The 16,941-nt window shown below is 61.9% G+C and carries 16 protein-coding genes; 15 read left to right on the plus strand and 1 reads right to left on the minus strand.

The features are described from left to right. Positions 1 to 5 precede the first annotated feature (5 nt). A complete protein-coding gene (locus K6301_RS19925; protein ID WP_247222286.1) occupies positions 6 to 365 on the plus strand; it encodes a cupin domain-containing protein in 360 nt (119 codons plus the stop codon). Positions 366 to 518: 153 nt separating this feature from the next. On the opposite strand, the gene K6301_RS19930 is transcribed toward K6301_RS19925, so the two are convergent. After that, complete coding sequence (locus K6301_RS19930; protein WP_247222287.1) at positions 519 to 1,307, minus strand: helix-turn-helix domain-containing protein; 789 nt, start codon at positions 1,305 to 1,307, stop codon at positions 519 to 521. A 117-nt stretch (positions 1,308 to 1,424) separates the two neighbouring features. Here K6301_RS19930 and K6301_RS19935 point away from each other — a divergent pair, with 117 nt between their 5' ends. From K6301_RS19935 to K6301_RS20000, 14 genes are all read left to right on the plus strand, one after another. Beyond that, on the plus strand, positions 1,425 to 2,768 hold the full coding sequence (locus K6301_RS19935; RefSeq protein ID WP_247222288.1) for a glutamine synthetase family protein: 1,344 nt from the start codon (positions 1,425 to 1,427) through the stop codon (positions 2,766 to 2,768). Positions 2,769 to 2,806: 38 nt separating this feature from the next. Further along, positions 2,807 to 3,964, plus strand: coding sequence for an ABC transporter substrate-binding protein (locus tag K6301_RS19940; RefSeq protein WP_247222289.1), 1,158 nt, complete (start codon positions 2,807 to 2,809; stop codon positions 3,962 to 3,964). Positions 3,965 to 4,038: 74 nt separating this feature from the next. Further along, a complete protein-coding gene (locus K6301_RS19945) occupies positions 4,039 to 5,133 on the plus strand; it encodes an ABC transporter ATP-binding protein (protein ID WP_247222291.1) in 1,095 nt (364 codons plus the stop codon). A 2-nt stretch (positions 5,134 to 5,135) separates the two neighbouring features. After that, a complete protein-coding gene (locus K6301_RS19950) occupies positions 5,136 to 6,011 on the plus strand; it encodes an ABC transporter permease (RefSeq protein WP_247222292.1) in 876 nt (291 codons plus the stop codon). Then, positions 6,008 to 6,844, plus strand: coding sequence for an ABC transporter permease (locus tag K6301_RS19955; protein ID WP_247222293.1), 837 nt, complete (start codon positions 6,008 to 6,010; stop codon positions 6,842 to 6,844). Before K6301_RS19950 ends, K6301_RS19955 begins: the two co-directional genes overlap by 4 nt. Before the next feature lie 16 nt (positions 6,845 to 6,860). Next, on the plus strand, positions 6,861 to 8,024 hold the full coding sequence (locus K6301_RS19960; protein WP_247222294.1) for an iron-containing alcohol dehydrogenase: 1,164 nt from the start codon (positions 6,861 to 6,863) through the stop codon (positions 8,022 to 8,024). Between the two features lie 380 nt (positions 8,025 to 8,404). After that, on the plus strand, positions 8,405 to 9,157 hold the full coding sequence (locus tag K6301_RS19965; protein WP_247222295.1) for an IclR family transcriptional regulator: 753 nt from the start codon (positions 8,405 to 8,407) through the stop codon (positions 9,155 to 9,157). Between the two features lie 2 nt (positions 9,158 to 9,159). Then, complete coding sequence (locus tag K6301_RS19970) at positions 9,160 to 10,257, plus strand: ABC transporter substrate-binding protein (RefSeq protein ID WP_247222296.1); 1,098 nt, start codon at positions 9,160 to 9,162, stop codon at positions 10,255 to 10,257. Between the two features lie 59 nt (positions 10,258 to 10,316). Then, positions 10,317 to 12,035, plus strand: coding sequence for an ABC transporter permease (locus K6301_RS19975; RefSeq protein ID WP_247222297.1), 1,719 nt, complete (start codon positions 10,317 to 10,319; stop codon positions 12,033 to 12,035). Then, the gene (locus tag K6301_RS19980; RefSeq protein WP_247222299.1) at positions 12,028 to 13,104 is read left to right on the plus strand and encodes an ABC transporter ATP-binding protein; all 1,077 of its coding nucleotides are present in this window, start codon (positions 12,028 to 12,030) and stop codon (positions 13,102 to 13,104) included. Before K6301_RS19975 ends, K6301_RS19980 begins: the two co-directional genes overlap by 8 nt. A gap of 8 nt (positions 13,105 to 13,112) precedes the next feature. After that, positions 13,113 to 14,318 carry a CaiB/BaiF CoA transferase family protein gene (locus K6301_RS19985; RefSeq protein ID WP_247222301.1) on the plus strand — a complete coding sequence of 402 codons (1,206 nt, stop codon included), beginning with the start codon at positions 13,113 to 13,115 and terminating at the stop codon, positions 14,316 to 14,318. Continuing rightward, positions 14,315 to 15,163: an HpcH/HpaI aldolase/citrate lyase family protein gene (locus tag K6301_RS19990; RefSeq protein ID WP_247222303.1), complete on the plus strand. Its 849-nt coding sequence runs from the start codon at positions 14,315 to 14,317 to the stop codon at positions 15,161 to 15,163. The genes K6301_RS19985 and K6301_RS19990 overlap by 4 nt, the downstream gene beginning before the upstream one ends. Next, positions 15,160 to 16,176: a hydroxyacid dehydrogenase gene (locus tag K6301_RS19995; RefSeq protein ID WP_247222305.1), complete on the plus strand. Its 1,017-nt coding sequence runs from the start codon at positions 15,160 to 15,162 to the stop codon at positions 16,174 to 16,176. The genes K6301_RS19990 and K6301_RS19995 overlap by 4 nt, the downstream gene beginning before the upstream one ends. An 8-nt stretch (positions 16,177 to 16,184) precedes the next feature. Then, positions 16,185 to 16,862, plus strand: coding sequence for an RraA family protein (locus K6301_RS20000; RefSeq protein WP_247222307.1), 678 nt, complete (start codon positions 16,185 to 16,187; stop codon positions 16,860 to 16,862). Positions 16,863 to 16,941 lie beyond the last annotated feature (79 nt).

Raw genomic sequence — 16,941 nt, forward strand, 5'->3', positions numbered from 1 at the left:
ACTCAATGATCAATTTCGAGAATTTCGGCGACCTTCACGACCGCGAGATCGGCGAATTCACGCCAAAACCCACGTCTATCGCCGGCGACCAGATGGAGGCGACGCTGGAGCTGTGGAGCAGTGCAAACGGCCAGATGGAAACGGGTATCTGGGAATGCACGCCGGGTCGCTTCACCGCGGACCGCAGCCAGAATGCCGAAATCTGTTACATTCTCGCCGGCCGCGTGACGCTTCACAATGGCAACGGCACCTCCCGGGAAATCGGTCCCGGCGAAATGTTCGTCCTGCCGCTCGGCTGGCGTGGGGAATGGACCATTCACGAGCAGACCCGCAAGATTTACACGATGGTCGCAGGCGGCGTTTGATGTAAGCTGAAGGAGCCGGTTCCTGAGATTGAATTGATTAGTTTCAGTGTCAGGAACCGCTCTTATGAACATCTCCAGACCAACGGTGCTGTTTGGCTGGAACAAGCGGTTCGGAGTGAACGCGCTATTTCCGCAAGGGAAACCCGTCAGACTTCAGAGTTTCGCCAGCTTTCGGATGAAAAGCCCGAAGAGCTCTGCCTGGCTCGTGATGTTCAGCTTCTGGTGGATGTTCTTCCGGTGAATTTTCACCGTCCCTGAGGTGATCTTAAGCGTCGCGGCGATCGATGCGTTGGAATGGCCGCGCAGGATCAATGACGTTACCTCGATCTCGCGCGGTGTCAGCACGCCGTTCGTCATCCGGTTCAAAGTATCATTGATGGGATCGTGTCCCGGCACGGGGCCCGCACCGGTATTGCTGCCAACGACACTCCAATGTCTCTCGCAGATGGTTCGAAGCAAGGGCTCAGCGCCGCGGATCAGGGAAAGATCCCGTCGGCCGAAGGCTGGCGCGGTGACGGGACGCGTGAAGCTGATGACAATTCCGGTCCAGTTCGGCGTGCGGCACAGAATACCGACCTCATCCCTGATGCCCGTCAGGACATAGTGCTGGCGATAATATTCCGAGCTGTAGAAATGATCCGGCGCCATGTCCTTCAGCCGAAGGATCGACGTTTTCTTCGTATCCAGGGCAGCGCCATAGAAGGGGTCGAGCAGGTAGGGACCGGCGGTATAGGCGTCGATGATGGTTCGCGCCCGCTTCGGATCGATGTTGTGGTAGCAGCAGACAGGCTTTTCCGCGCCGCGATAGGCGAACACCATCAGCACGTCGAAATCGATGATGGTTGCAAGCGCCGCTGCTAGGCTTTGCCCAAAGCTTTCCGTACCGACAGCCTTCATGGCGCCCGCAAGCGCGCTGTTCCATGCTGCAAACCCCTGATCCAACCGCTGCCCCTTGCCCGTTTGCCGACGTCGAAACCGACAGGCGCGTTCTATCCCCCCGGGGATATTTTCACGCAACGACATCACGCCCTAGGCTAACCGCAACAACGGGAACAAGTCATGCCGAAATCTCCGGATACGAACAAATCCTTCGAAACGAAACTGCAAGAGATCGGTGCCCGGTCGGTCCATATCGGCATGGTGGACCCGGAAGGTGAATTCCGCGACAAGCTGGTCTCCGCCGAAAAGGCGGTGAAGCTTGCCAAAGACGGCTATCCGTTCTGCGAGGTTCTCTATTTCTGGGACATTGCCGAAAACACCTATCGCGATGGATCGTTTATCGATCGGCCGGCCAAGCTCGACGCGACGACGATCCGCACATATCCCTTCGCCGAAAACATGGCGCTGTGCATCGCGGATTTCGACGGCGAATTCGGCCGTCGCTCGCCACGCAATGTCTGCCTGGAGCAGATCGAAAAGGCTGCCGAACTCGGCTTTGATGTGCATGCCGCCTTCGAATTCGAGTTCTTCGTTTTCGACGAGACCGCAGAGAGCATGAAAGCGAAGCAGTATCGCGATCTCACGCATTTCGCGCAGGGAAACCGGACCTATTCCCTTCAGACGTCCGCGCTTCACGGCGATCTTCTGGCCGGCCTCGAAACGACGATGGAGACCATGGGCGTCAGGCTCGATGCCATCCACACGGAACTCGGTCCCGGCTGCTTCGAAGCGCCGCTCTATCATGCGAAGGGTATCAAGGCGGCGGACGACGCGATGCTTTTCAAGAATTTTGCCCGTGCGTATTTCGCCCGCAATGGCAAAACGGTGAGCTTCATGTCGAAGCTGTCGCCCAAGCTGTCCGGTCAGTCGGGCCACCTTCATCTGTCGTTGCGCGACCGTGATGGCCGCCCGGTCTTCTCCGACACATCAACGTCTGACGGCCTCAGCAAGGCGGCGCGGCATTTCCTTGGCGGCCTCCTGAAGCTCATGCCGGAGCTTCTGGCCATGTGCTCCTCCACCATCAACGCCTACAAGCGCCTCGTGCCGGGCGCCTGGGCACCGACGGCAGCCAATTGGGGGGTGCAGAACCGCACTGCTGCCGTGCGTGTCATCAACGACCAGCCCGAAAGCACCCGCATCGAGTTCCGCGTGCCGTCGGCAGACACCAATCCTTATCTGGCCCTGTCGATGATGCTGGGCGCGGGCCTCGCCGGCATTCGCGAAGGCATCGAGCCGCCACCGGGCAGCGCTGCGGACTTCTATGCATCGAAACCGGCGCCGGAAACCGTCTTTCCGCGCGATCTCCACGAGGCAGCCACCCGCTTGCGCGCGAGCAGCAAGGCAAGAGAGCTGTTCGGCAGCGATTTCGTCGAGAGCTTCGCGGAAAGCCGGGAGGTGGAGCATGCGGAATATCAGCGACAAGTCAGCGAATGGGAGATCCGGCGCTATCTGGGCGTGGTCTGATGCCGCGCCCCAATGAATGATCAAGAGAGGAAGAAAAAATGAAAAAGGGAACAGCAGATACCAGCTCCAACATCGGCGCCATGAAGCGCCGGTCCGTGCTCAAGGGCATGGGCGGTCTCGGCCTCGGCCTGGCCGCAGCCGGCAGCGGCTTCCTGGCGTCACGGCGTGATGCCGCAGCGGCCGAAAGCCTCAACTACATGTGCTGGGAAGGTTATAACGCACCCAGCATTCTGGAGCCGTTTCAGAAATCGAAGGACGCCTCGATCTCGATCGACCTGATCACCGACTCGGCCGGCGGTTTCGCCAAGCTCGCAGCCGGCGCATCGCGTGACTTCGACCTCGTGTCCTCAGACAGTCCCTGGATCCAGCGCATGGGGCCGGCGGGCTTCTGCCGCTATATAGACGAAGCCGATTTCGCCGACCAGTTCGCCGAATTTTACCCGCAATTCCGCGCGCCCTTCGCACCGCTCGCATTCGAAGGCAAGTCGACCGGCCTTCCGACGCGCTGGGGCTGGGTCGGCCCGACCGTCAACACCAAGTTCGACAAGCTGGAGACATGGTCGAGCTACGCGCCTGTCTTCGACAGCGCCTACAAGGATAAGATCTGCCTCCTCGACTGGGGTGACTGGCCGATCATGCCGCTGGCGCTCTATGCCGGCATCAACCCCTACGAGGAGCTGGACGATGCAGCGCTCGAAGAGGTCCGCAAGGTCCTGCGCGCCGCCTTCAAGAACACGCGCGCCATCGTCGCCGACCTCGCCGTGGCGCAGAAGGGCCTGATCGACGGCTCTTTCCGCGCCCTTATCGGTGGCGGCACCTATGCGACCTCGGCGCTCCGCATGAAGGGCCACGACTTCATCCAGTCCATCGTGCCCGAGCCGAAGAACGGCTTGAAGCAGGGCATCATCTGGATGGAAGCGACCGGCCTGATCGACAACGGCAAGAACTCGCAGATCGCGGCGGACTTCCTGAAATACATCGTGTCTCCCGATGTCGCCAAGCAACTCGCAATCACCGAGGCGACCTGCAACCTCGTGCCGAACAGCAAGGCCGAGGCGCTGTTCTCCGAAGTGGAGAAAAAGGCCTTGCAGATGGACTACATGTGGACGGCCTGGGACAACAGCCAGTTCCACACCGTAGCGCCCAATATCGACGACATGCTGGCGATCTGGCAGGAAGAGCTCGCCGCTCGCTAGTCGCGCAAAACAACGACAGGCCGCCCGAAGGGCAGGCCTGTCCGTTCCCATTGCAGATATCAAGGAAATCGAGCTTGGCCAGCCCCATCATCGATGCATCCGGCATCGTCAAGGACTATGGAACGGCGCGTGCGCTTCACGGCGTTTCGCTGCAGATCGGCACCGGCGAATTCGTTGCGCTCGTCGGTCCGTCGGGCTGCGGAAAGACGACGCTGCTGAAAATCCTTGCAGGTTTCGAGGAGCCGACAGGCGGGCATCTTCAAATTCAGGGCAAGGATATGCGCGGCGTACCGGCGGCAAGCCGCCCCACGCGTATGGTTTTCCAGAAACTCGCGCTCTTTCCGCACAAGACGGTCGCGCAGAACATCGGTTTTCCCCTCAAGCTCCAGAAGGTCGGCAAGACGGAAGCGAACGGTCGCATTCGCGCGATGCTCGACCTGATGCATCTGAAGCCGGACTATCTCGAGCGCTATCCCGCACAGCTTTCCGGCGGCGAGCAGCAGCGCGTGGCGCTCGCCCGTGCGCTGGTGTCCCAGCCCGGCGTGCTGTTGCTGGACGAGCCCATGAGTGCGCTCGACGCCAAGCTCAAGAAATCCCTTCAGGCGGAACTGAAGAAACTGCACCGCGAACTCGGCACCAGCTTCGTGCTCGTGACGCACGATCTTGAGGAGGCGATGATGCTGGCGGACCGCATCTGCGTGATGCGCTCAGGGCACGTCGTTCAAGTCGGAACGCCCGCTGACATCTACTACCGTCCAGCCAACATGTTCGTCGCGGGCTTCATCGGCGAGACCAATTTCCTGCCCGTGACCGCAAGCGCCGCCGGTGACGGGATGGCGGTCGTTTCGCCCTTGGTCGCCGCCGGGAAAACGACCATCGCGTCCGAGCATGTCTCACCGTCCCTGTCCGCGAAAGGCACGGCGCTTCTTGTCCGCCCCGAGACCATTCGTTTCGTCAAGGGGGATGCCGCTCCCGGCGAATGGGTGCTGGACGGTCACGTGGAGGAATATTTCATCAAGGGTGCGTCGACGCAGTACCGTGTCCGCGTCCACGGGCTCGACAACGCCGTCATTCTGGACCTTCCCGGCTCGATCGTACTGCCGGCCGCTGTCGGCGAGGCGGTGCGCATCGGCTTCGACCCCACCCAAGCCTTCCTTCTTTCGGAGTGAGCATGAGGATCGAACGCAAATCCTGGAACGATCCGGTTTTCGTCGCCACGGTCGCGCCGCTCGCGCTGGTCATGGTCGCGTTCTTTCTCGTGCCACTCCTGATGACCGCGGTCCTGACCTTCCAGACCACGCAATATTACCGGCTCGTCTGGACGTGGGACCTCAAGATCTGGACCGAGGTCTTCTCCAAGCCGCATTACTGGACGATCATGCTGCGCACGGTGGCGATGGCGCTGATCTGTGTCGTTCTGACCGTGCTGATCGCCTTTCCGGCCGCCTATGCGCTTGCCACGCGGCTGAAGACCTTCAAGACGCAGATCCAGATCCTGATCATCTTCGCCTTCCTGACCGATGCGGTGCTCAAGACCTTCGGCTGGATCCTCATCCTCGACAAGAATGGCGTGGCGAACTGGCTGCTGATGCATTTGGGCTTCCCGCCGGAAATGCTGAACCTGCTCTTCACGCCGACCGGCACCATGATCGGCATGGTCTACAATCTCGTCGCTTATCCCATGTTCACGATCTACCTGTCGCTGGTGCGTATCGATCGCGACCTGATGCTCGCGGCCTATGATGCCGGGGCGTCGCGAATTCGGACCTTCTTCGAGGTTACTCTGCCGCTGTCGCGGCCGGGACTTTACTCCGGCGCGGTGCTGGTCTTCGTGCTCAGCCTTGGCGCATTTCTCGAACCCAAGGTGCTGGGCGGCGGCACGTCTCCGCTCGCATCAGAACTGATCCGCCAGAGTTTCGAGACCCGTGTGAACTGGCCGCTCGGCGCGGCGCTGACCATGGTGCTGATTACCATCGGCGCGCTGATGCTCGCCGCGTGTGCGGCATTCGCCCTTCGCCGCCCGTCCACCGGGAGGAGACCCGCATGATGTCGCAACGCATGCGCAACGCGCTCGTCGATACCACACTGGTCGGCTCGGTCGTTCTGCTTCTCGTGTTCTTCTACGCGCCGATCGCCACGCTGGTCGCGTTTTCCTTCACGTCGAGCCGCGTGCTGACGCTGCCGATCGAAGGTTTCTCCCTGCAATGGTATGGCGAACTGTTCAACAAGCCGGACTTCCTGCCCGCCGTCCTGAACTCCGCCGCGGTTGCAACGATCTCAACGCTCTTCGCGACGGTACTCGGCACGGCAGGGGCCGTCGCATGGGTCAGATACCGTTTCCGCCTGCAGGGTGCATTCCGCGGGCTCACCTTCGCGCCGCTCCTGTTTCCGCAACTGCTGCTCGGCGTGGTCATGCTGTTGTGGTTCTCGGTGCTCGGCAGCTGGCTGGGTTTTTCGACCGGCCTTGTCACCGTTATCATCGGCCACGTCGTCTACATCACACCCTTCGCACTGGTTGTCGTGGCGGTGCAGGTCTACGGCTTCGACGAGACGCTCGAGGACGCTGCCCGGGATGCCGGCGCAAGCGGTTGGGAAGTCTTCCGCGAGATTACGTTTCCGCTGCTCTGGCCCGGCATCTTTTCTGCCGCCATCTTCTCCTTCCTGCTCTCGTGGGGGAATTTCTACGTCTCCTATTCCCTTGCGGGAACGGCGCGCACGCTACCGATCTTCGTCTATAGCGGCATCGCAGTCGGCTCGTCGCCGATCTATCCTGCGCTCGCCACCGTCAATCTCGTGCCGGCCCTTCTCCTGGTCATCGTCGCCGAAGTGCTGCGCCGCCGCGCGCTGAAGCGGCAGGCTTCCAGCATCGCCACATCCTAAAAAGCAAGGTTCCAACATGCCTGTTGATACACCCATCGCCACCAGCAACTGGAGTTTTCCCACGGCCGTGCGCTTCGGGAACGGCGGCATCGCTGGCCTGGGCGAGATGGTACGCGAACTCGGCGCAAGCCGCCCGCTTGTCGTCACCGATGCCGGTCTGAAGGATCTTTATCCCGTACAGCGCACGCTTGAAGCGCTGAAAGCGGCAGGTCTTGCGGCCGGGCTCTACTGGAACGTCAAACCCAATCCGACCGGCGGCAATGTCGCCGACGGCGTCGAGGCCTTTCGCGCCGGCGACCATGATCTGGTGGTGGCGATCGGAGGTGGCAGCGCGCTGGATGCGGCCAAGGCAATCGCCTTCATGGCCCGCCAGACGATCCCCATGTGGGATCTTGAAGATATCGGCGACAACTGGAAGCGCGCCAACACCGCCGGCCTCGTGCCTGTCATCGCCATTCCGACAACAGCCGGGACAGGCTCGGAACTCGGCCGCTCCTCGGTGATCACGCATGAGGACGACAGGCGAAAGGTAATCGTCTTTCATCCGCGCATGATGCCCGAAATCGTCGTCATGGACCCGGAGCTCACCGTCGGCCTGCCTGCGCATATCACGGCCGCAACAGGCATGGACGCCCTGTCCCACGCGCTTGAAGCGCTGAGCGCCCCCTCCTTCCATCCCATGGCGGAAGGCATTGCGCTCAACGCGCTGCGGCTGATTCACAAATGGCTGCCGATCGCCACGCACGACGGCAGCAATCTGGAAGCACGTGGTCAAATGCTGATCGCTTCCGGCATGGGCTGTGTCGCGCTGCAGAAGGGCCTGGGCGCCATCCATGCGCTCGCTCATCCGCTTGGTGCTCTCCACGACGCACACCACGGCCTGCTGAACGCCGTGCTGATGCCATATGTCGTCGCGTTCAATGCCCCGGCGATTGCAGATAAACTCGAACTGCTGGCCCGCGTTCTGGATCTCCCGCGCAAAGACGCGGACGGTGTCATAGACTGGATCGTTTCACTGCGCGGCGACCTCTCCATTCCGGACAAACTATCGGGCATGGGATTGAAAGACATCAACCTCGACAAGGTGGCGCAGATGAGCCTGCTCGATCCCTGCGCCGGCGGCAATCCGGTCAAGCTCGACGAAGAAAGTGTGCGCGGCATTCTTTCTGAAGCGAAGTAGCCCCGACATATAGAAACCGATTTCCCAACCTTGCCCCGGTCGTGCGACTCCGGCAGGCGAGGAAAGCCTGACAAGGCGGCAGGACCTTGCCTCGCTTAACGCGAGGCGAGATCCTGCCGCCTTGCTTTCGTCTGGCCGACGCCACTTGGCTCAGTCCGTCGGCCTTACTGCCCTTCTCCTCCAATCGGAAATGCCGTCGCGGCAGAGCCCGTGAGCGCTTCCCGGCCTCCATCCTCCACTGATCTGCGAAGCAAACCACGCACGCGTTGGAGACCGTTTTCCGCGCAGGCCGGAACATCGGAGCAAAATCATTTGACGTAACGCCGCAAATTCACTATTTTGATTGAGTTCAATATACTGAACGAAAGCGGAGGATGGACGTGAGCGGACGCGGAGTGGAGCGTGTCTTGGACATGATTGAGTGGTTTGCCGCCTCACCGGAAGGCGCAAGCCTCTCCGAGATCGCGGCTGCTCTCGCCATGCCCAAGTCGAGCGCGCTTCTGATGCTGCAGTCGCTGACCGAACGCGGCTACATTCATCGTCTTGGCAGCGGCGAATACCAACTGCTCAGGCTGCCGGGCGAAATATCGCCGGACGGCCGCAATTACGGTGCACTCATCGCTCTCGTTTCGCCCTATCTTGCGGACGCAGTCCAGCAGAGCGGCGAGACAGGCTTTGTCGCCGTCCTGGAAGGCCCGTCCATCCGCTATCTCAACAAGGTGCTGCCGAAACGCGAAATTCTCTATGATCGCGATATCGGTCCCACACGCCCCGCGCATAAAGTCGCCAGCGGCGTGGTCCTGCTGGCAGCCGGAAGCGACGCGGAAATCGAGGCTTACGCCGTGTCCGCCTCACTGTCCGAGGCAGAGCGTTCGAAGCTCCTGGACGCCGTCGAAAGCGCCCGCAAATCAGGCTTCTACGTCAATCCCATGGGGATCGTCGAAGGCGCAGCGGGCGCCGCCGCGCCGATCATGGGCGCAAACGGCAAGGCGATCGCCGCGCTCAACATCTCCGGACCTCAGGTCCGGTTCGTCAAGAATTCCGACCGCATTTCTGAAGTGGTCCGGGAAACGGCGGTGACGATCAGTGAGGAGCTGGCGCGCCGCAGTCGTCGTTTATCCAAAGGGAGGTAAGAATGAAAATCGTGGCTCTGACAGCCGTTGCAGGTCTGTTTGCCGGCATCGCCGGTTTCGCGCAGGCGCAGGACGTGCCGGCCGGATATCCGGAAGACTACGCCAAGATCATCGAGGGTTCGCGCTCGGAAAAGGGCCTGATGATCTATTCCAACATGGCTGACAACAATTGGCAGCCGATCATCGCGGGTTTCACCGCAAAGTATCCCTGGATCAAGGTCGAGACCGTCGATCTCGGCTCCGGCACCGTGCATTCGCGCTGGGAAGCCGAGAAGGGATCGAGCGCCCGCACCGCCGACGTGCTCGTATCGGGCGCCAACGACCGCTGGGCGGCGTATGGCAAGGACGGCCTGATGGACGATTACAAAAGTCCGGAAGCCGATAAGCTGCCGGAATTCGCGCGCCCCTATCCGGGCGTGAACGTGCTTTCCACCGATCCGCTGGTCATTACGTACAATGCGGCCCTTCTGACGGAAGATCAGCGCCCGAAGGGCTTTGCATCGCTGGTAGAGGCCGCGACGGCCGATCCCGGCAATTTCAACGGCAAGATCACGACCTATGATGCGGCCCGCAACAGCTTCGGCCTGACAGCCTGGTGGGCCTATATGAACAAGAAGGGTGATGCCGGCTGGGACGGCCTGCGCAAGATCGGCCCGATGATCCGCGGTGAAACCTCCGGCGGCCCGATGAACGAAAAGATCGCCACCGGCGAATATCTGATGGGTATCGCCGTGTCCGGCATCACCATCTTCCCGCGCCTCGAGCAGCCGGGCGGCGAGATTCTCGGTTTTGCCTTCCCCGACGACGGCACGATCATGATGCTGCGCGGCATGGGCATCCCCAAGGGCGCGGCCAACCCGAACTCCGCCAAGCTGTTCGTTGACTACGCGCTTAGCCAGGACGGCCAGACCCAGGTCGGAAAGGGCGGTCTGGTGCCGTATCGCGAAGACGTTCCGGAAGACCAGGTTCGCTACACGTTCCAGAAGATCGGCGAGATCGTAGGCGAGGACAATATCATCACGGCCGGCTTCGACCAGCGCCTGATCACCGAAGCGGGTCCCTTCGTCGAGAAGTGGAACGCCGCGCTCGCCGGCAAATAAGCCGACGCGAAGGGCCGTCGTCCGGTCGGCCCTTCCACCAACCCTGACAGGAAAATTCGATGACGGATCTCAGCCACCCCGGCGCGGCCGGACGGGGGATAGACCGATCACAGGCGATCTACTGGGGCGTTGCGGCGCTGACGACGATCCTCGTGTTTGGTCCGATCACCCCCATCATCTTCCAGGCCTTCCTCGACAAGCCGCTCTATGACGACAGCGCGGTCGTCACGATCGGCAACTTCACGCGCCTTTTCAGTGAACCCGGCATGGCCGGCGTGTTCTTCAACACGCTCTATTTCGGCGCGCTGACCATGATCGTGGCCCAGGTATTCGGCGCCGTCATGGCCGTGCTTGTCGGCAGAACCAATCTACCGGGCCGCAAGTGGCTCGGCGAGATCTTCATCTGGCCGCTCTTCGTCTCGAACCTCGTCATCGCTTTCGGCTGGTTCACGATGTACGGCCCGTCGGGCTTCATAACGCTTGCTGCCAAGACATATCTCGGCGGCGCGCCGTGGAACCTTTACACCGTGACCGGCATGGGGATCGTCGCGGGCCTCAGCCAGGCGCCGCTCACCTATCTCATGTGTCTGGCGGCCGTCACCAAGGCGGATCCGCTGCTCGAAGATGCGGCGCGATCCACCGGCGCAGGTCCCTTCCGGGCACTGTTTTCCGTCACCATTCCCATGATCCGCCCGGCGATCATCTACTCTGCGGTGCTCAACTTCGTCGTCGGCATCGAGATGCTGGCGATCCCGCTGCTCTTCGGCGGACCGTCCGGCATCCAGACGGTCACGACCTTCCTCTACAATGCGGGCATCAACGCGGCGGTCCGGCCTGAATACGGCATCGTCGGCGCTGCGGCGGTGATCCTGCTCCTCGTTGTCGCCTTCCTCGTCTGGCTCCAGGGCTTCCTGATGAAGGGTGCAGGCCGTTTCGTCACGGTACGCGGCAAGGCCAGCCGCCCCTCGACGCTCGATCTCGGCGCTTGGCGCTGGCCCGCTTTCCTGTTCGTCTTCGCCTTCGCGTTTCTCACGATCATCTCGATCTTCGGAGGCATCTTCATGCGCTCGGCCGTGAGCTTTCTCACGCCCCTTATCCCCTTCTGGAAAGTGCTGACGACGGCGAATTTCGAGCATGTCCTGGGTTCGGCCAACTATGTGCGCTCGATCGTAAACTCCGTTCTCGTGGCAACGATCGGCGCGGCGATCGGCACCTTCTTCATCCTGGTGATCGCGCTCGTTGCCCGCCGTTCGGATTTTCGTCACAACCGGGCACTCGAATATATCGCGCTTTTCCCGCGCTCGCTCCCGGGCATCATCGCCGGCCTCGGCTTCTTCTACGCGGTCATCTGGCTTCCCGGAGCGGATGTCATCCGCGGCACGATCCTCGTCCTGATCCTCGCCTTCATGATCCGGTACATCCCGGTCGGCTTCGGCGCCATCGCGCCCGCGCTCGCCCAGGTCGGCGAAGAGCTCGACCGTGGCGCCCGCATATCCGGAGCCGACTGGTGGACGACGGTCACGCGCATCATCGTGCCGATCCTGAAACCCGCATTGTTCAGTTGCTACGCCCTGCTCTTCATCCACTTCTTCAAGGAATATGTGACGGCAGCGTTCCTCTATCAGCCTGGATCCGAAATCATCGGGACCACCATGCTGCAGCTGGTCGCCCAGGGCGATAACGGCCCGGTCTCCGCACTCGCAACCATTCAAGTCGTCATTACCGCCGCGTTCGTAATCCTTGCACGCCGCGTCATGGGAGCCAAAATCTATGGCTGATCTCGTTCTCCAGAACCTGACCATCAAATACGGTGCGGTCACGGCCGTCGACAACCTCAACATCCACGTCGCATCCGGCGAATTCCTGACGCTGCTCGGACCGTCGGGATGCGGCAAGTCGACCTCGCTGTTTGCCGTTGCCGGCCTCAACCACGCGACCTCGGGCACCATCCGCGTCGGCGAGCGGGTGCTTTTCGATGGCAACCCAGGCAACACCGTCCCTCCGGAACGGCGCAACATCGGTCTCGTCTTCCAGTCTTATGCGCTGTGGCCGCACAAGACGGTTGCCGAAAACCTGGCTTTCCCGTTGACGCTGCGAAAGATCGGCCGTGCTGAGCGCGACGAGCGCATCAAGGAAGCTTTGGGTCTCGTGGAGATGCTGCCTTATGCGGATCGATATCCGTTCGAACTGTCCGGTGGCCAGCAACAGCGCGTGGCGCTTGCCCGCGCGCTCGTCTACCGGCCGCCGCTTCTCCTGCTCGACGAGCCCCTGTCGAACCTCGATGCGAAATTGCGCGAGCGCGCCCGCGTCTGGCTGCGCGAGTTGCAGGAGCGGTTGAACGTGACCACCATCTACGTAACGCATGACCAGGCGGAAGCCCTGGCCGTCTCCGATCGCATCGCCGTCATGAGCATGGGCCGGATGCGCCAGCTCGGCACGCCGCGTGAGATCTACGAGCGCCCCGCCGACAGCTTCGTCGCCGACTTCATCGGTTCGTCGAACTTTTTCGATGGCACGATGCTTGAAAACGGCACGGACAAAGCCCGCATCCGTCTGGCTGACGGCAGCGAGATCGTCACACCGCCGGGTGCCGCGGCAAGGGATGGCTCCGTGGTCGTCGCCGTCCGCCCGGAAAAGATCGAGCTTTCCAGCGCGGCCGGCCAGAACACGATGCGCGTCTCGATCGATCAGCGGACTTACCTCGGGTCGGTCTGGCAGTATGCCGTGCGCTCCGGCTCAATCGAGTTCCGCATCCAGACCCCCGTGGAACTGAAGGAGGATTCGGTCCTGGTGCATATCCCGCAGGAACATTGCGCGGTCTTCCCCGACAAGCCCGGCGCGAATTGAGGTCCCCGATGGCAGACAGCAAGAAAACCGTCCGCTTTCAGGCAGACCGCATAGGCCCCCTGCACGGGATCCGTGTCGTTGACCTGAGCCGCGTCGTCGCCGGCAACATGTTGTCGCTGCAGCTTGGCGATTTCGGTGCGGATGTCATCAAGGTCGAGCCGCCGCAGGGAGACTCGCTGCGCGAATGGCGCGATAACGGCTATTCGCTGCACTGGAAGACCTATGGCCGCAACAAACGCTCGATCGTACTCAACCTGCGCCAGCCCAAGGCCCTGGAAGCCCTGAAGAAGCTATTGGCGAAAGCCGACGTCTTCATCGAGAACTATCGTCCGGGCACGCTTGAGAAAATGGGGCTTTCGCCGGAAAGCCTGCTCGAACTCAATCCGAGGCTTGTCATCGCGCGGATATCCGGCTTCGGGCAGGACGGCCCCTATGCGGAACTGCCCGGGTTCGGCACGCTGGTTGAAGCCATGAGCGGTTTTGCGTCGCGCACCGGCTTTCCCGATCGCGAGCCCGTACTGCCGCCGCTTGCCCTGGCCGACATGATCTCCGGCCTCACCGGCGCAAACGCCGTGATGATGGCGCTGTTTGCCCGCGAGCGCGGCGATGCTGCCGGCCAGGTCATCGACCTGTCTCTTCTCGAGCCGATCTTTGCGTCGCTTGGCCCGGAAGCCTCGATCTATCAAGTCACCGGCAAGGTCAAGCAACGCTCCGGCTCGGGCTCCAACACGGTATCGCCGCGCAACGTCTATCTGTGCAGCGACGGGAAATATGTGGCCCTGTCGGGATCCACCCAGGTCATCGCAATGCGCATCTTCGACATCATCGGCCGACCCGACATGAAGGACGATCCACGTTTTTCCACGAACATGGAACGGGTCCGGCATCGTGAACTGGTCGACGCCGCCCTTGGGGCATGGTTCGTCACCCGCACCCGGGACGAAGCCCTCGCCGTAATGCGCGGCGCCGGCGCTACCGTCGGACCTGTCTACGATATCGCCGATATCAGCACCGACCCGCATTTCGCCGAGCGGGAGATTATCGTGGATGTCGAGGATTCCGATCTTGGCAGCATTTCACAACACAACATCTTTCCGCGCTTTTCCGCGACGCCCGGAGTCTTTCGGCATCCGGCGCCTGATGTCGGTGAGCAGACCGAGGCGATCCTTTCCGAAATCGGCATGACGCCGGCGGATCTGGAGGATGAGGCGTGATCTCCTCGCTGCTCTATGTTCCCGGCAACGCACCGCGCTTCCTGGAAAAAGCCGGACAGCGAGGCGCCGATGTCGTCATCATCGACCTGGAAGATGCCGTGCCGGAAAATGCCAAAAGCGAGGCCCGGGACGGTCTGGCGAAATGGGTGCCGGAGATCAAGAAAGGCGGCTGCCAGGTCTATGTTCGTGTGAACCAGTCCGACCGGCTGCTCGACGATGCAATCGCAGCCGTAACAGCCAATGCCGACGCGCTCTATATCCCGAAGGTCAGCAGCGTCGAGAGCCTCGTTCATCTGGCGGAAAGCCTTTCCGGGCATGAAGGCGATCGGCGCCCGATCGGCTTCGTTCCTCTCATCGAGGACATGACGGGTCTGCTGGACGTCCGGACGATCGCCCATGGCCCGCGCGTGTTCGCTCTCACGTCCGGCGGCGAAGACCTTGCGACGGCGATGGGTGCAAAGCCGACGCCTGAAGTGCTGCGCTATCCCAAGTTGATGATCCATTATGCGGCCAAGGAAGCGGGGCTGCTTTCCTTCGGATTGCTGAGAACGACCGTGGATTTTGCCGACAAAGCCGCCCTGCAGGCTGCCGCCCTGGAAGCGCGCGACTTCGGATTTGATGGTGCGACCTGCATTCATCCGTCGGTCGTGCCCATCCTCAACGAGTGCTTCGCGCCGACCGCAGAGGAAGTCGAATGGGCCCGCAAGGTCGTATCGGCCAGCCGGCAGGAAGCGGCGGCAGGGCGAGGCGCCTTCATGCTGGACGGCCAGTTCGTCGACGCGCCAATCGTGACGCGCGCCGAAAATCTACTTCGCAGATCTGAGAAAGGACGAGCCGCCACATGACCCATGATATCATACAGGGCGTCGAGTATGGCACGCGAGGCCGGCGCATTCTCGTGAGCCACAACAAGATCGCCGAAAAGGCGATCAGGCTGCTGAACCAACACGATATCGACGTTTTCTTTTCCCCGCCCTACGACCCGTCCGACGTTGTGGCGAAGCGCGCCGCCGAGCTGGAAATCGACGGCCTGATGGTGCGCCAGGGACGCATCAACGCGGAGGTTATCGCCGCATCGCCAAAGCTCAAGGTCATCGCCAAGCATGGCGTCGGCGTCGACAATGTCGACATTGCGGCGGCGGCCAAGCTTGGTATTCCCGTGCTTCGGGCGATGGGCTCAAATTCTCGCGCCGTCGCCGAGCACACGATCGCACTGGCGCTGAGCCTGATCAAGGAAGTGCTTCCGCTCGACAGGGCTGTGAAGCGCGGCGAATGGCCGAAGCCGACCTTCACGGGCAAGGACGTCCTCGGCGCCACGATCGGCCTGATCGGTTATGGCGGGATCGGCAGGGAGACGGCGCGAATGGCCGAAGCGCTCGGTATGGAGGTCGTGGTCCACGATCCCTTCGCACCGGAAGCCGCCGAGGCCGATGGCTTCGTATCCATCGGCGATATCGATGCCATGCTGCCGTTAGTCGACGTGCTGAGTATCCATTGCCCGCTCACGGCGACGACGCGCAATCTCATCGATGCGCGGCGACTTGGAATGATGAAGAAATCGGCGGTCCTTGTGAACACCGCACGCGGGGGGATCATCAACGAAGCGGACTTGGCGCAGGCCCTTGCCGGCGGCACCATCGCAGGTGCGGCCCTCGACAGCTTTGCCACGGAGCCACCACCCGCTGACAGCCCGCTGTGGACATTGGAGACGCTCATTGCGACGCCGCATATCGGCGGCGTGACCTATGGGTCTGCCGATGCGATGGCGGTCATTGCCGCCCAGCACATCATCAGCGTTCTCGATGGCAACCCGCCCGATCAGCGCTCGATCGCCACTCCAACCGAACTGTCTGCCTGAGGCTTGCAATGACTTATGGATTCCGCATCAAACTGAACTGGGACCGCATCGAGCCTTCGCTCGTGGATGCCTTCGGCAACCTGCCCGTTGCCAATGTCAGCGATTCCATGTCGCGCATCTGCGGGCTCGGCACGAGCATGCGGCCGATGCACCGTTCCGGTACGCTCGCCGGCCCGGCTTTGACGGTGCGCACGCGCCCGGGCGACAACCTGATGCTGCACAAGGCGATCGACATGGCGCAGCGGGGTGATGTCATTATCGTTGATGCCGCCGCTGATATGGCCAATTCGCTGATGGGCGAACTGATGCTCGCGCACGCGATCCGGCGCGGTGTCGCAGGCTTCGTGCTCAACGGCGCCATCCGCGATGCCGAGGCGTTTCTGGAGCACAATCTGCCCACCTTCGCGGTCGGCGTGACGCATCGGGGGCCCTATCGCACAGGCCCGGGCGAAATCGGTCTTCCGATCGCGATCAACGGCACGGTTGTCGAGCCGGGCGATCTGATTCTCGGCGATATCGACGGCGTGGTCTGCGTGCCGAAAGCGCACGCGGCTGATGTTCTCAAGGGAACGATCAAAAAGCACGAGGCCGAGGCCAAGCAGATGGCCGAAACCAAGGCCGGCACCGTCAATCGCGACTGGGTCGACAAGGCGCTGAAGGAAGCTGGCTGCGAATTCCTGGAATAGCCGCAAAAATGGCCTGGAGCGCTGCAGGCGCCAAGGCACCTTCAACGACGTCAGCCGGGCGATTCTTCGCCCGGCATCG

This window comes from Shinella oryzae, assembly GCF_023038235.1.
GTDB classification, from domain to species: domain Bacteria; phylum Pseudomonadota; class Alphaproteobacteria; order Rhizobiales; family Rhizobiaceae; genus Shinella; species Shinella sumterensis.